This window comes from Dyella ginsengisoli LA-4, from assembly GCF_000334915.1.
Taxonomy (GTDB): Bacteria; Pseudomonadota; Gammaproteobacteria; order Xanthomonadales; family Rhodanobacteraceae; genus Dyella_A; species Dyella_A ginsengisoli_A.
The window spans coordinates 12689-26707 of sequence record NZ_AMSF01000095.1 but is presented as its reverse complement, the minus strand read 5'-3'; the positions used below and the strand labels follow the sequence as shown (position 1 = coordinate 26707).

Genomic DNA, 14019 nt, shown 5'->3' with positions numbered 1-14019 from the left:
CGCGACCTCAGCGATCGATCACCAGCGACTCGACGTACACCAGTTCGCAGGCGCCGTTGCCGGTGTCGTCGCGGGTGAGCGAAGTGTGCCACTGCCAACCGTCGGGTCGTCGCGCGTCGACCAGGAAGCCTTCGATGTGCACCACCTCGCCGGCACGTACCCGCGAAAGCATGCCGCGTACGCCGGCATTGGCCGGGATGATGTGCATGTTGGCGCTGGAGCGCTCGATCTCGCGCCGCGGGATCGGGAAGTCGTCCACATGCCAGTAGTAGAACCGGCTGCCCTGGGTGATGCGGATGCGCTGGAGCACGGCGCTGTCGGACATGCGGCCCCAGCCCAGTGCAAGGTCGGTCGGGGCCAGCGAGGCGCCGGCGTCGAAGCGGTAGTCCTCGCGCGAGAGCACGCGTGCGGTGAGCTCGAAGTGCGCGCGTGTGGTGAGCGTGAGATCGTCGCGGGTCAGTTGGGCCGGCGTATCCAGGTCGACCTGTTCGGGCGGATCCGGCGCGAGCACGCCGGGGGCGTCGTGTACCGGGCGGTCGTGCCGCCACCAGTGCATGCCGCCCCACACGACGAGCAGGGCGGCGAAGGCGAGCCCGAGCTGGCGTCCGTTCATCGCCTGCCCACGGCTGGATGCCGCCTGATCATGCCGCGGAACGTGGTGCGGGCGCCCTCGTCGTCGCGACGGCGGACGGCATGACCGCCGTGCGAGTATCGAGCAGATCCGCCGGCAACCGCTTGAAGACCTCGGCCAGGCGGGTGAGGAAACCATCCATCGCCGAGCTCTTGCGCCACACCATGGCGAGGCGGCGGCTGGGCGGCGGCGCCTTGAACTCGATCAACCGCAGGTTTCCCGACTGGGCCACCGGCGGTTTCACTGCGAGCACCGGCAGCAGGGTGATGCCGACCTCGGCCGAGACCATCTGCCGCAGCGTCTCCAGGCTGGTAGCGCGGAAGCCGTTGCGCTCGCCGGCGCCGGCCAGGTGGCAGACCTCCAGCGCCTGGTCGCGCAGGCAGTGGCCGTCCTCGAGCAGAAGCAGGCTCTCGTTGGACAGGTCCGCCAGCTTCAGCTGGCCGTGGCGGCGCGCCAGCGGATGCGATTGCGGCACCGCCAGCACGAACGGCTCCTCGAACAGGAACTCCACGTGCAGGCTGTCCTCGTGCAGCGGCAGGGCGAGGATGCCGACGTCGAGCTTCCCCTCGCGCAGCAGGCGCAGGATCACTTCGGTCTTCTCCTCCACCAGCAGCAGCTCGAGCTTGGGAAAAGCTTCGCGCACCATCGGCACCGCATGTGGCAGCAGGTAGGGGCCGAGGGTGGGGAAGATGCCCAGTCGCACCGTGCCTGACTCGGGATCGCGGGTGCGTCGGGCCACCGCACGGATCTGATCGACTTCGTTGAGCACCTCGCGGGCGCGGGTGGCGATCTCGCTGCCGACCTCGGTCAGCAGCACCTTGCGGGGCGTGCGCTCGACCAGCGACACGCCGAGTTCGTCCTCCAGCTTCCGGATCTGGGTGGACAGCGTGGGTTGGCTGACGAAGCACGCCTCCGCGGCGCGACCGAAGTGGCGATGCTCGGCCAGCGCCACGAGGTATTGCAGGTCGCGCAGGTTCATGGCCCATCTCCTGTTGAATAGCTTCAGGCTATGACATTGATGGTAACAATCAATTTGTTCGATGCAATGGGGCGGCGTATCTTGCGCTTCGTGGCCCCGCGGCGGACCTCCCCCGGTCCGTCTTCCCCCCGCAAACCGCGCGGCCACGCGAGCACCCCCACGGCGCCGGTTCCCCCCTCCCGACCGGCGCCACGGTCGCTCCCGCCGGTGACCGGGTCCCGTTCCCGCTCACCGGCATTTTTTTGCGTCGTGCCGGTGCGGGGGTGCCTTCTGGCACTGTGTCATAGGTCATGGGCTGCCTAGCGTTCGGGGTTCACTTGCCACCGGACACGCCCCATGCGCCTCCTCCGCCCGCTCCTGTTCACCGCCCTCGCCGCCAGTTGCAGCGCCGCGTTCGCTGCCGGCGGCGACGCCGTGCCGCATGGCCTGCTGCCCACCTGGGCGGTGCCGCAGTCGTACCAGCTCGCCTTCAAGGTCGATCCGCACCAGAAGGACTTCTCCGGCCACACCGTGATCAAGGTGAAGCTGACCCAGGCCTCCGACCACGTCTGGCTGCACGGCGCCGACCTCACCGTGTCGAAGGTCCGCCTGACCGACGCCGCCGGCAAGACCACGATGGCGAAGTACGTGGCGGCCGCGCCGCACGAGGGTGTGGCCCGCGTCGACTTCGGCCACACCGTGAAGCCGCAGGAGATCACCCTCGCGTTCGACTACACCGCGCCGCTGAACCTGCAGCTGCAGGGCCTGTACAAGGTCAGCCACGAGGGCGAACCGTACGCGATGACGCAGATGGAGCCGATCAGCGCGCGCTACGCCTTCCCCGGTTTCGACCAGCCGGACTACAAGACTCCGTTCGACCTCACCCTGACCATTCCCGACAGCGAGAAGGCGGTGGCCAACACCGGCGAAGTGAGCGAGAAGCCGGCCGGCAAGGGCTGGAAGACGATCACCTTCGCGAAGACCCGCCCGCTGCCGACCTACCTGGTCGCCTTCGGCGTCGGTCCGTGGGACATCGTGGCCGGCCCGGACATCTCCCCCGACGCGTACCGCAGCGAGCCGCTGAAGCTGCGCGGCGTGGCCGCCAAGGGCGAGGGCCACCGCATGCAGCACGTGCTCAGCGAGACGCCGAGCATCATCCACACGCTGGAGAACTACTACGGCTTCGGCTACCCGTTCGGCAAGCTCGACCTGCTCGCCGCGCCCGACTTCGCAGCCGGCGCGATGGAGAACCCGGGCCTGGTCACCTTCCGCGACTGGCTGCTGCTGCTCGATCCCGATTCCCCGGCGCGGTACGTGCGCGGCTCGTTCAACGTGACCGCGCACGAGCTGGCCCACCAGTGGACCGGCGACACCGTCACCACCAAATGGTGGAATGACATCTGGCTCAACGAGGCCTTCGCCACCTGGATGCAGCAGAAGGTCACCATGGCGGTGCATCCGGAATACCGCGCCGACCTGGACCGCATCCGCGGTGCGCAGGGTGCGATGAACAACGACAGCCTGGTCAGCGCGCGCAAGATCCGCCAGCCGATCACCGGCAACGGCGACATCATGACCGCGTTCGACGGCATCACCTACCAGAAGGGTGCGGCGGTGCTCGGCATGTTCGAGAACTACGTGACGCCGGCGGTGTTCCAGAAGGGCATGCGCGCCTACATCCAGGACCACAAGTTCGGCAACGCTACCGCCGACGACCTGGTCGACTCGATCGCGCACGCCGCCGACAAGGGCGAGGCGTTCAAGGAAGCGTTCAAGAGCTTCCTCAACCAGTCCGGCGTGCCGTATGTCCAGACGAAGCTGGAGCAGAAGGACGGCCAGACCATCCTGCACCTGAGCCAGAGCCGCTACCTGCCGGTTGGTTCCACCGGCGACAGCCAGCGCGTGTGGGGCGTGCCGGTGTGCGTGCGCTACGGCGTGCCGGGCGGCAGCAAGGTGAGCTGCGAGATGCTCGACAAGGCCGAGGGCTCGATGGTGCTGGCCGGCGCCAGCACGCCGACCTGGGTGATGCCCAACGCCGATGCGCAGGGCTACTACCGCTTCGGCATGACCAAGGCGGGCCTCGCCGCACTGGGCAAGCAGATCGGTTCGCTGGCCGACACCGAGCAGCTGGCCTACGCCGACGCGGTGGGCGCCAGCTTCCGCCACGGCGACATCGATGCGGCCGATGCGCTGGCGGCGCTCAAGCCGCTGGCCGGCTCGAAGACCGACGAGGTGGCTACCGCGCCGCTGAACACCTTCGGCTGGATCTGGCGCCACCTCGCCGACACCGACGCCCAGCGCACGAAGCTCGCCGCCTGGGCGAAGGACGCCTACCTGCCGCGGCTCGAGGCGCTGGGCTACCAGCGCAAGGCCGGCGAGGCTGATGGCGACTCGCTGATGCGCAGCACCCTGGCCGACTTCCTCGGCATGGACGTGAAGCTGCCGGAAGTGCGTGCCGAACTGCTCAAGCAGGGCGACGCGGTGATGAAGCGCAAGCCCGACGGCAGCCTCGACTACGCCGCGGCCGATCCGGACCTGCTCGGCGTGGCGCTGGGCGTGGCCGCGCAGGAGCACGGCAAGCCGGTGGTCGATGCGCTGATCGACACGTTGCCGAAGACCAGCGATCCGGCCACCCGCAACGCGATCCTGGCCGGCCTGGCCAGCGTGGAGGATCCGGCGCTGGTCGAGCGGATCCGCGACTTCGCCCTGAGCAAGGCGGTGAAGGTGGGCGAGATGGCGGCGCTGCTGCGCGGCGGTCGCGACACCCCCGCGCAGCGCGATGCGATGTGGACCTGGTCGGTGGCGCACTACGACCAGATCCTCGCCCGCACCGGCAGCTTCGCCGGTGGCCGCCTGCCCAGCCTGATGGGCGGCGGCGGCTGCTCGCAGGCCGAGGCGGACCGCCTGCAGGCGTTCTTCAAGGATCGGGCGGACCAGGCGCCGGGCGCGGCACGCGGCCTGGCGCAGACCTCCGAATCCACGCTGCTGTGCGCTGCGTTGAAGCAGAAGCAGGACGCTTCGGCAATCATGCGCTGACCGGGATCGCCCTCGCAGGGCAACACCGGAGCGCCGGGCGGGAGACCGCCCGGCGTTTCTTTTTGCGCCGCGACCGGTGCGGTCAGCGCACCCGTGCGGCGGCGGCCATCGCGATGCGGGCCGGGCGCTCGGCGTGGGCGCGGATGAAGGCGGTCACGTCCTCCAGCACCGGGGCGCGCCCGCGCAGCGGCCGTGACATCGCCAGCAGCAGCGCGACGTGGCCCACGCCGGGCACCCGTTCCACCGTCGCGTTGCCACCGGCCTGCCGCACCGCGTCGCCCAGCGCGCTGGCGTTGCGCGGGGCCACCAGGTGGTCGTCGGTGCCTTGCAGCAACAGCATCGGCGGTTCGCGGCCGTCGACGAAGTGCACCGGCTGGGAGGCCAGCTGCTCGGCGTGGTCGTGGCCGAACATGTCGATGAAGTCCGGGTCGGTGAGTGGCAGAAAGTCATACGGCCCGGCCAGGCCGATGAAGCCGCTCAGCTGGCCGGGCCGCAGGCCGACCTGGCGCAGCCAGCGGTCGTCGGTGGCGAGCAGGGCGCCCAGGTGGGCGCCGGCCGAGTGGCCCATCACGAACAGCGCGTCGGGATCGCCACCGTAGTCGCCGGCGTGCACATGCGCCCAGGCCACCGCGTGCGCGGCGTCGCGCATGAAACCGCCCATCCGCACCTGCGGCCACTTGCGGTAATCCGGTATCACCACCACCAGCCCGCGTCGAGCCAGCGCCTCGCCGGCCCAGCGGTACCACTGCCGCTTGCCGGATTTCCAGCTGCCACCGTAGAAGAACACCACCACCGGCACGCCGCGCGCGTCGATCGGTCGGTAGATATCCAGCGCCAGACCGTGCGTGGAGTCGAATTCGATGTCGCGGGTGGCGACCACGCCAGCGTCGCGCGCGGCGGCGTTGAGCCCGGCAAACAGCGTCGCCTGGCAGCCGCCGAGCAGGCTGGCGACGAGCGCGGCCAGCAGCGCGGCGAGGCCACGGGGGCGGCGCGGACGCAGCGGCACCACGCGGTCGCGACGGATGGGCGAGATGGGCATCGGGGACTCTCTTGGGCGGGAAGTCGGGCGCCAGTGCGAGCGTATGGAGCCCGCCCTGACCCCGGTCGTGGCCGGCGGCCGTTTCACCGGTATGCAGCGGTACCTACGGGCGGGCCGCCGCGATCGATGCACCGGGCGCCGCCCACGCCGGCGCATCGCTACACTGCCCGGGCCCACGAAACGGCAAGGGGAGAGGATCATGGAACGTCGTTCACGGAGCGCCTGGTGGGCGCTCGCGCTGCTGGCATTGCTCGTCGTCGCGCCATTGCGGGCGCAGGACATTCCCTCCGCGCTCGAGGGATGGCAGGGCTGGGTGCTGCACGATGTGCCGGATCATGCCTGCCCGCTGCTGGCCAGCCCGGTTGCCGCCGGCAACGCGCGCCAGTGCGTCTGGCCCGGACGGCTGGCCCTGCAGGCCGATGCCGACGGCGCGCGCTTCACGCTGCAGGCGCGCATGGACGCACCGGGCTGGGTCGCGCTGCCGGGTGATGCGCGCGACTGGCCGCAGCAGCTGCGCGTCGATGGCCAGGCGCAGCCGGTGCTGGCGCACCGCGGCGCGCCGTCGGTGTGGTTGGCGGCCGGTGGCCACCGGCTGGAAGGCACCATGGACTGGAGCCATCGCCCGCCCACGCTGGCCGTGCCGCCATCGATCGCGCTGGTCGACCTCACCGTCGACGGCGCGCCGGTGGCGCGGGTCGAACGCAACGGCAACCGCCTCACCCTGGGCGAGGCGGCAGCCTCGGCACGCGCGGCCGACGCGCTGTCGCTGCGCGTCTATCGCCGGCTGGTCGATGGCCTGCCGCCCCGGCTGGAGACCCGGCTGCAGCTCGACGTGGCCGGATCCGCGCGCGAGCAGCTGCTGGGCCCGGCGCTCCCTCCGGGCTTCATCGCCACCGCCCTGTCCGGCGACCTGCCGGCGCGACTGGAAAACGACGGACGGCTGCGCGTGCAGCTGCGGCCGGGCCGATGGACGATCACCCTGGACGCGCGAGCCATCGCGCCGCTCGCCGGCGTGCAGTTCAAGCCGCCGGGCGCGCCGTGGCCGGCGCAGGAAATATGGAGTTACTCCGATGACACCGGCCTGCGCGGCACGCGCGTCGAAGGGCAGGGCGTCGACGCCACGCGTGCCGGCGTGCCCGACGAGTGGAGCAGCCTGCCCGCGTTTGCCGTGGATGCCAGTCACGGACTGAGCGTCGTCGAGGGCAATCGCGGCGATCGTGGAAGCCGGGACGACCGGCTGCATCTGCAGCGCGAGCTGTGGCTGGACTTCGACGGCAACGGTCTGAGCGCGGTCGACCGTCTCACCGGCACCCTGCGCCATCGGCAGCGGCTCGACGTCGCCTCGCCATGGCAGCTGCAGCGGGCCGGACAGGACGGGCAGCCGCTGCTGGTCAGTGCGGGCAAGGACGGCCGCCGCGGCGTCGAGCTGCGCGACCGCGAGCTCGATCTGAGCGCCGGTCTGCGTGCGCCGGCGCACGCGGGCCGCCTGCCGGCCGGTGGCTGGCAGGTGCCGCTGGAGGGCATCGACGCCACCTTGCACCTGCCGCCAGGCTACCGCCTGCTGGGTGCCGATGGCGCGGACCGTTCGCCGGATTCGTGGATCGCGCAGTGGACCCTGCTCGACCTGTTCGTGGTTGCCCTGATCGCCCTGCTCGCAGGGCGCGCGCTGGGCTGGCGTGGCGCGCTGCTGGCGGCGGTGTTCCTTGCGCTGGCGCAGCACGAGGGCGGTGCGCCGCGCTGGACGCTGGCGGCGGCGTTTGCCTTCGCGCTGCTGCTGCGTGCCTTGCCCGAGGGCCGCCTGCGTCTCGCTGCGCGCTTCGTCGCACTGGCCACCTTCGCGCTGGCGGTGTTGTGGACGCTGCCCTTTGCGGCGACGCAGCTGCAGTACGCGCTGCATCCGCAACTGGAGAGCGGGGTGGTGGGCGGTACGCCGCCCGGGTGGGTGCCGGCAAGCATGAAAGTGGCCGGGGGCATCCGACGGCAGCAGAACCGGGCCGTGCCCGCCGAGCCGGAGGCGGCCAGTCTGCCGCCGCCGGCCCCGCCGGCACCACCCTCGGCGCTGGCCGAGATGGCCGCTCCGCCGCCTCCGGTCGCGGCTGCCGACAGCCTGGCATCGGTCGACATGGACACCACCCTCGCCAGCGCACCGCTGGACAGCCGCAGCGTGGCACAGGCCGGCGCAGGCCAGCCGGAGTGGCGGGCTGGCAACAGCTACCGACTGGGCTGGTCGGGCCCGGTCACGGTGAACCAGAGCATGCGGCTGGTGATCGCGCCGGGATGGCTGGTACGTCTGCTGCGTGTGCTGATGGTCGCCCTGCTCGCCGCCTTGCTGGCGCGGATGGTGCCGTTGCTGGTCACGCCACTGCGCGGGCGTTGGGGCGAGTGGAGACGCGGGGCGGCCAGTGCGGCCGTGCTGCTGCTCGCGATGCTCGCCCCGCATGCCGGCCACGCCCGCCAGGCCTTTCCTGACCAGCACCTGCTGGACAGCCTGCGCCAGCGGCTGACCGAGCTGCCGAAGTGCGCGCCGGACTGCGTCGCTATCGCCGACGCCCAGTTGCAGGCCGGCGGCGATGCGCTCGACCTGTCGCTGCAGGCCGATGCCGGGGCCGATGCCGGCCTGCCGCTGCCGCGGGGCGACGAGGCGTTGACCCTGCTCGATGCACGGCTGGACGGCCAGCCGGCTGCGCTGGTGCGTCGCGGCGACGCCCTGGTGCTGCGGCTGGACCGCGGCGTGCACCAGGTGACCCTGCGCTACCGCATCGCGGCCGGTGCCGACAGCGTGCGGCTCGGCTTTCCGCTGCGCCCCGCCCACGTCGGCTTCATCGGCCAGGGCTGGAACGCGAGCGGACTGGACGACGCTCACCTGCCCGGGGACAGCCTCACGCTGAGCCGCATGCGTGCGGCGCCCGACGGCAGCGCGTTGACGGTGGCACAGCGCCTGCCGCCGTACGTGCGGGTGATGCGGCAGCTGGTGTTCGGCGTGGACTGGCAGGTGCGTACCACGGTGGAGCGGCTGGCGCCGGAGCAGGGCGGCTTCAGCGTCGACGTGCCGCTGCTGCCGGGCGAGCACCCGCAGGGCGACGATCTGGTGGTGCACAACGGCTCGGTGCAGGCGAACTTCAGTGCGGACACTCGGCAGGTGGGGTGGTCGAGCCGGCTCGACCATGCGCCCACGCTCTCGCTGACGGCGCCGCCGCTGGCCGAGCGCGCCGAGGTCTGGCAGGTCGATGCCGCCCCGATGTGGCACGTGGAGGCGAGCGGCGTGCCGACCAGCGCCGTGTCCCACGGCCCGCGCTTCCAGCCGTTGCCGGGCGAAACGCTCACGCTCGCATTGAGCGAGCCGTCGGCAGTGCCGGGTTCCAGCATTGCGTTCGATCGCGTGCAGGCAAGCACGACGGCGGGCGAACGTGCCAGCGAGACGACGCTGCTGCTCACGGCGCGAAGCACCCGCGGTGGAGAGCACGCGATCGTCCTGCCGCCCGGCGCCGAACTGCTGCAGGCGCAGCGCGACGACGAGTCGCTCAACCTCGGTGTGCGCGACGGCAAGCTCGCCCTGCCTTTGCTGCCGGGCGTGCACCAGTACCAGGTGACGCTGCGCCAGCCAGAGGGCGCAGCGACCCGCACCCGCACTGCCGCGCTCGACCTGCGCGCTCCGGTGGCCAACATCGCGCTCGACCTGCAGCTGCCGCGCGATCGCTGGGTGCTGTGGGCGTGGGGACCGTCGATGGGGCCGGCGGTGCTGTACTGGTCCCAGCTCGCGGTGCTTCTGGTCGTGGCGTGGCTGCTGGCGCGCTACGCACCGACCGGATTGCGTTTCCACCACTGGCTGCTGCTGGGGCTTGGTTTCTCGGCGTTCGCCTGGAGCGCGTATGCGCTGGTGGTGGCGTGGCTGATCGCGATGGGACTGCGCGCACGGCTGAAGCCGCCTGCCCATCCGGTCGCCTTCAACCTGCTGCAGGTGGCGCTGGCGCTGCTCACCGCGCTGGCGTTGCTGGCACTGGTCGGCGCGGTGCCACGCGGCCTGCTGGGCCTGCCGGACATGCACGTGGCCGGCAATGGATCCAGCGCATGGAGCCTGCGCTGGTTCGCCGACCAGAGCACCGGCGTGCTGCCGCGTGCCGGTGTGCTCAGCGTGTCGTTGTGGGTCTACAAGCTGGCGATGCTGGCCTGGGCGCTGTGGCTGGCCAATGCGCTGATCGGCTGGCTACGCTGGGCGTTTGCGGCATGGAGCGAGGGCGGGTACTGGCGCGCCCGCGAGCGCCGGGCCAGCCCGCCGGACCTGCCGCCGGCCACGGGAGATCACACGACACATGACTGAAGTCCGCCATGCCCTGGGCGACGCCGCGCGTCGTCTCGGCGATCGCGTCGATGCCGAGGTACTGCTGCAGCACGTGCTGCGGCGTCCGCCGAGCTGGCTGATCGCACATGCCGACGACGTGATGTCGCTGGCGGACGAGCAGGCATTCGTCGAACTCGTGCGTCGGCGCCTTGCGGGCGAGCCGGTGGCCTATATCACCGGCCGGCGCGGCTTCTGGTCGCTGGAGCTGGAGGTCACGCCGGCCACGCTGATCCCGCGCCCGGAAACCGAACTGCTGGTGGAGCTGGCGCTGGCCCGACTGCCGGAGGATCGCGCGGCCGGCGTTGTCGACCTCGGCACCGGCAGCGGTGCGATCGCCCTGGCGATCGGTACGGAACGGCCGCATGCGCGGGTGCTCGCCGTGGACGCGAGTGCCGCCGCACTCGAGGTGGCCCGGCGCAACGCGCGAAGGCTGTGCATCCCCAACGTCCGCTTCGTCGAGGGCGACTGGCTGGCGCCGCTGGCGGGCGAGCGCTTTGATCTGGTCGTGTCCAACCCGCCGTACATCGAGGCGGACGATCCGCACCTGGGCCAGGGCGACCTGCGCTTCGAGCCGGCCTCCGCCCTGGCCTCCGGAGCAGATGGCCTGGACGACATCCGACGCATCGTCGCCGACGCCCGCGAGGTGCTGCTGCCCGGCGGCTGGCTGCTTTTCGAGCATGGCTGGAACCAGGGCGAGGCCTGCCGCGCGCTGCTGCAGGCCGCCGGCTACCGCGAGGTGTTCACTGCGCAAGACCTGGAGCAGCGCGACCGCGTCAGCGGCGGCCGCCGCCCCGATTGAGCGTCCGCCGGGGCGGCGAGCCCTCCCCGGCGCTCAGCCCGCGCTGGCGCTGCTGGCGACCAGCTTCGGGAAGCGCGCGCGGATCGCGAGGCGGATCGACGGCAGATCGAGCCCGGCCATGCTCAGCACCTCCTCGCGACTGCCGTGCTCGAGGTACGCGTCGGGCAGGCCCAGGTGCAGGATCGGCAGGGTGATGCCGTGTGCGGCCAGGCACTCGGCGACCGCCGAGCCGGCACCGCCGGCCACCGCGTTGTCTTCCAGCGTGACGAAGGCGTCGTGGGTCTTCGCCAGCTCGACCAGCATCGTCTCGTCGAGCGGCTTGACGAAGCGCATGTTGACCAGCGTGGCGTCCAGTTCGGCGGCGACCACGGCTGCCGGCGCCAGCATCGCGCCGAACGAGAGCAGGGCGAGACCGCGGCCGCGGCGGCGCAGCTCCGCCTTGCCGATCGGCAGCGTGTCCAGCTCGGCCCGCAGCGTCGCACCGGGGCCGCTGCCGCGCGGGTAACGCACGGCGGCCGGGCCCGCGTAGGCGAAGCCGGTGGACAGCATCGTGCGGCACTCGTTCTCGTCTGCCGGAGCCATGATCACCATGTTCGGCAGGCAGCGCAGGAACGACAGGTCGAAGCTGCCGGCGTGGGTGGCGCCGTCCGGGCCGACCACGCCGGCGCGGTCGATCGCGAAGGTCACGTCCAGGTTCTGCAGCGCCACGTCGTGGATCGCCTGGTCATAGGCGCGCTGCAGGAAGGTGGAGTAGATCGCCACCACCGGCTTGGCGCCTTCGCAGGCCATGCCCGCGGCCAGCGTCACCGCATGCTGCTCGGCGATCGCCACGTCGAAGTAGCGCTCGGGGTATTCCTTCGAGAAGCGTACCAGCCCCGAGCCCTCGCGCATTGCCGGGGTGATGCCCATCAGGCGGTCGTCGGCCGCGGCCTGGTCGCACAGCCAGTCGCTGAACACGTCGGTGTAGGTGGGCTTGGCCGGAGCGGACTTCTTCGCCAGGCCGGCCTGCGGGTCGAACGGGCCGACCGCGTGGTATTCGATCTGCGCCTGCTCGGCCGGGGCGTAGCCCTTGCCCTTGGTGGTGATCACGTGCAGCAGCTGCGGGCCGGGCAGGTCCTTCACTGTACGCAGCGCGGCGAGCAGCTGCGGGAGGTTGTGGCCGTCGATCGGACCGGTGTAGTGGAAGCCCAGCTCCTCGAACAGCGTCGAGGGGACGAACATGCCCTTGGCGTGCTCTTCCCAGCGCTTGAAGAAGCGGCCCATCAGCGACTGCTTGGGAATCGCCCGCTTGGCCCGTTCGCGCCAGGCGTTGAGCGTGTGGCTGGCCATGGCGCGCGCCATCATCTTGGTCAGCGCGCCGACGTTCTCGCTGATCGACATGCCGTTGTCGTTGAACACCACCAGCATGTTCGGCTCGACGTCGCCGCCATGGTTGAGCGCCTCGAAGGCCATGCCGGCGGTCATCGCGCCGTCGCCGATCACCGCCACGAACTTGCGGTCGTCGCCGCGCCGCTGCGCGGCGATCGCCATGCCGAGCGCGGCCGAGATGGAGGTGGACGAGTGGCCGACGCCGAAGGTGTCGTATTCGCTCTCCTCGCGACGCGGGAACGGCGCCAGGCCGTCCTTCTTCTTGATCGTGGTGATGCGGTCGCGGCGGCCGGTGAGGATCTTGTGCGGGTAGCACTGGTGGCCGACGTCCCAGACCAGCCGGTCGCGCGGCGTGTCGAACACGTGGTGCAGGGCCACGGTCAGCTCGACCACGCCCAGGCCCGCGCCGAAGTGGCCGCCGGAGCTGGCCACGGCCTCGATCAGGTACTGGCGCAGTTCGTCGGCCACCGCCGGCAACTCGTCGTCGGGGACGCGGCGCAGGTCGGCGGGCGTGGCGATGGGCGCCAGGTGGGGATAGCGGGACAGGTCGATCATCCGCATATTGTTGGCCTGCCGGGGAGGCGGGGCAAGGGCGGAGGGCGGGCCGTGTCGGGCGCCTTCACATTCACCGGCCCGTCCACGACCACCCGGCATGCTGTGCAGCTGCCGACACCCAAGCCCCTCAGGAGCCCGTACATGGCCGATTCCAAGCTGTTCCGCCGGTTCGCCGCGGCCACCTCGCGGGCCGCCGGCAAGCCTGCCGCCTTCATCACGGCCACGCTGATCATCGTGGTCTGGGCCCTCACCGGGCCGCTGTTCGGCTTCGGCGACACCTGGCAACTGGTGATCAACACCGGCACCACGATCATCACCTTCCTGATGGTGTTCCTGATCCAGAACACCCAGAACCGGGACTCGGCGGCGCTGCAGATCAAGCTGGACGAGCTGATCCGCTCCAGTCGGGCGCACAACGCCCTGCTGGCGCTGGAAGAGCTGGACGATGCGACACTCGACCGCATCCGCCGTCACTACAGCCGGCTGGCCGAACGCGACCGCAGCGAGCTGGGCAACGTGGAGGAGGCCCTCGGCGACGAGGACGACGAGATCTGATCGGGACCCGCAGGATCAGGCGTGCGCGGCCCGGCGGTCGCGCGGCAGGTGGTTGACCAGGAATTCCATCTGGTCGGCCAGGATGTTGCGGTTGGACAGGATCAGGTGCTCCACCCAGCTCGGCCGGTAGGGCACCGCCAGCAGCGGCATGTGCGCCTGCTGCGGCGTGCGGTTGGCCTTGCGCAGGTTGCAGGCCAGGCAGGCGCTGACCACGTTTTCCCACTCGTCGCGCCCGCCCTTGGAGACCGGCTGCACGTGGTCGCGGGTCAGCTCGCCGCGGCTGTAGTGGTTGCCGCAGTAAAGGCAAAGGTGGCGGTCGCGGGCGAACAGCGCCGTGTTGGTGAGCGCCGGGGCCGGATCGATGGCGTGGTCGCGGCAGTGTCCGGTGCTGGCGATGATCGGGTGCAGGTCCAGCGTGCTCTGCGTGCCCAGTGCGCGGTTGATGCCGCCGTGGACGGTCAGGCAGGGTTCGCCGAGGGTCCACGCCACGGCCTCGCGGACGTAGAGGCAAGCCGCATCCTGCCAGCTGATCCAGTCGAGGATCCGGCCGGAGGCGTCCAGCGACAGTACCCGGGTCGAATGCAGATCGGCCCGAAGCGGCACTTCCATCAGCATGCAGTCCTTCCTTCGATCAGGGGAAAACGCGCAGCGATGCAACCGTGTACTCCCGCCGAGCATAGCCCATCTTTGTTGCCGTTCGCATGCAAATCCTTGATGCGGCAGGGACAAGGGGGCGCCG

9 protein-coding genes are annotated in these 14019 nt (G+C 71.1%); 4 read left to right on the top strand and 5 right to left on the bottom strand.

Features of this window, described 5'->3' with window-relative positions:
* Positions 1 to 7: 7 nt before the first annotated feature.
* Positions 8 to 613 carry a hypothetical protein gene (locus tag C693_RS0119670; protein WP_017463995.1) on the bottom strand — a complete coding sequence of 202 codons (606 nt, stop codon included), beginning with the start codon at positions 611 to 613 and terminating at the stop codon, positions 8 to 10.
* 28 nt (positions 614 to 641) lie between these two features.
* Entirely contained in the window at positions 642 to 1610 is a 969-nt protein-coding gene (gene oxyR, locus C693_RS0119665) for a DNA-binding transcriptional regulator OxyR (RefSeq protein ID WP_017463994.1), read from the bottom strand.
* Between the two features lie 336 nt (positions 1611 to 1946).
* On the opposite strand from oxyR, the gene C693_RS0119660 reads away from it, so the two are divergent.
* Positions 1947 to 4625: a M1 family metallopeptidase gene (locus C693_RS0119660; RefSeq protein ID WP_017463993.1), complete on the top strand. Its 2679-nt coding sequence runs from the start codon at positions 1947 to 1949 to the stop codon at positions 4623 to 4625.
* A gap of 82 nt (positions 4626 to 4707) precedes the next feature.
* Here C693_RS0119660 and C693_RS22290 read toward each other — a convergent pair whose 3' ends face one another.
* A complete protein-coding gene (locus C693_RS22290; RefSeq protein WP_017463992.1) occupies positions 4708 to 5664 on the bottom strand; it encodes an alpha/beta hydrolase in 957 nt (318 codons plus the stop codon).
* Between the two features lie 199 nt (positions 5665 to 5863).
* On the opposite strand from C693_RS22290, the gene C693_RS0119650 reads away from it, so the two are divergent.
* Both C693_RS0119650 and prmC read left to right on the top strand, forming a co-directional pair.
* A complete protein-coding gene (locus C693_RS0119650) occupies positions 5864 to 9982 on the top strand; it encodes a hypothetical protein (RefSeq protein WP_017463991.1) in 4119 nt (1372 codons plus the stop codon).
* Positions 9975 to 10802, top strand: coding sequence for a peptide chain release factor N(5)-glutamine methyltransferase (gene prmC / locus C693_RS0119645; protein ID WP_017463990.1), 828 nt, complete (start codon positions 9975 to 9977; stop codon positions 10800 to 10802). Before C693_RS0119650 ends, prmC begins: the two co-directional genes overlap by 8 nt.
* Before the next feature lie 33 nt (positions 10803 to 10835).
* Here prmC and dxs read toward each other — a convergent pair whose 3' ends face one another.
* Entirely contained in the window at positions 10836 to 12725 is a 1890-nt protein-coding gene (gene dxs, locus C693_RS0119640) for a 1-deoxy-D-xylulose-5-phosphate synthase (protein WP_017463989.1), read from the bottom strand.
* A gap of 141 nt (positions 12726 to 12866) precedes the next feature.
* Between dxs and C693_RS0119635 the strand changes: the two genes are divergently transcribed.
* On the top strand, positions 12867 to 13280 hold the full coding sequence (locus tag C693_RS0119635) for a low affinity iron permease family protein (protein WP_017463988.1): 414 nt from the start codon (positions 12867 to 12869) through the stop codon (positions 13278 to 13280).
* Between the two features lie 15 nt (positions 13281 to 13295).
* Here the strand turns inward: C693_RS0119635 and C693_RS0119630 are convergent, their stop codons facing one another.
* Positions 13296 to 13895 (bottom strand): HNH endonuclease, encoded by a 600-nt coding sequence (locus C693_RS0119630; protein WP_017463987.1) that lies wholly within the window; start codon positions 13893 to 13895, stop codon positions 13296 to 13298.
* Positions 13896 to 14019: the final 124 nt, after the last annotated feature.

Coding starts and splice junctions, on each gene's coding strand:
- C693_RS0119670 (WP_017463995.1), bottom strand. CDS start 613: ATGAACGGACGCCAGCTCGGGCTCGCCTTCGCCGCCCTGCTCGTCGTG.
- oxyR (WP_017463994.1), bottom strand. CDS start 1,610: ATGAACCTGCGCGACCTGCAATACCTCGTGGCGCTGGCCGAGCATCGC.
- C693_RS0119660 (WP_017463993.1), top strand. CDS start 1,947: ATGCGCCTCCTCCGCCCGCTCCTGTTCACCGCCCTCGCCGCCAGTTGC.
- C693_RS22290 (WP_017463992.1), bottom strand. CDS start 5,664: ATGCCCATCTCGCCCATCCGTCGCGACCGCGTGGTGCCGCTGCGTCCG.
- C693_RS0119650 (WP_017463991.1), top strand. CDS start 5,864: ATGGAACGTCGTTCACGGAGCGCCTGGTGGGCGCTCGCGCTGCTGGCA.
- prmC (WP_017463990.1), top strand. CDS start 9,975: ATGACTGAAGTCCGCCATGCCCTGGGCGACGCCGCGCGTCGTCTCGGC.
- dxs (WP_017463989.1), bottom strand. CDS start 12,725: ATGATCGACCTGTCCCGCTATCCCCACCTGGCGCCCATCGCCACGCCC.
- C693_RS0119635 (WP_017463988.1), top strand. CDS start 12,867: ATGGCCGATTCCAAGCTGTTCCGCCGGTTCGCCGCGGCCACCTCGCGG.
- C693_RS0119630 (WP_017463987.1), bottom strand. CDS start 13,895: ATGCTGATGGAAGTGCCGCTTCGGGCCGATCTGCATTCGACCCGGGTA.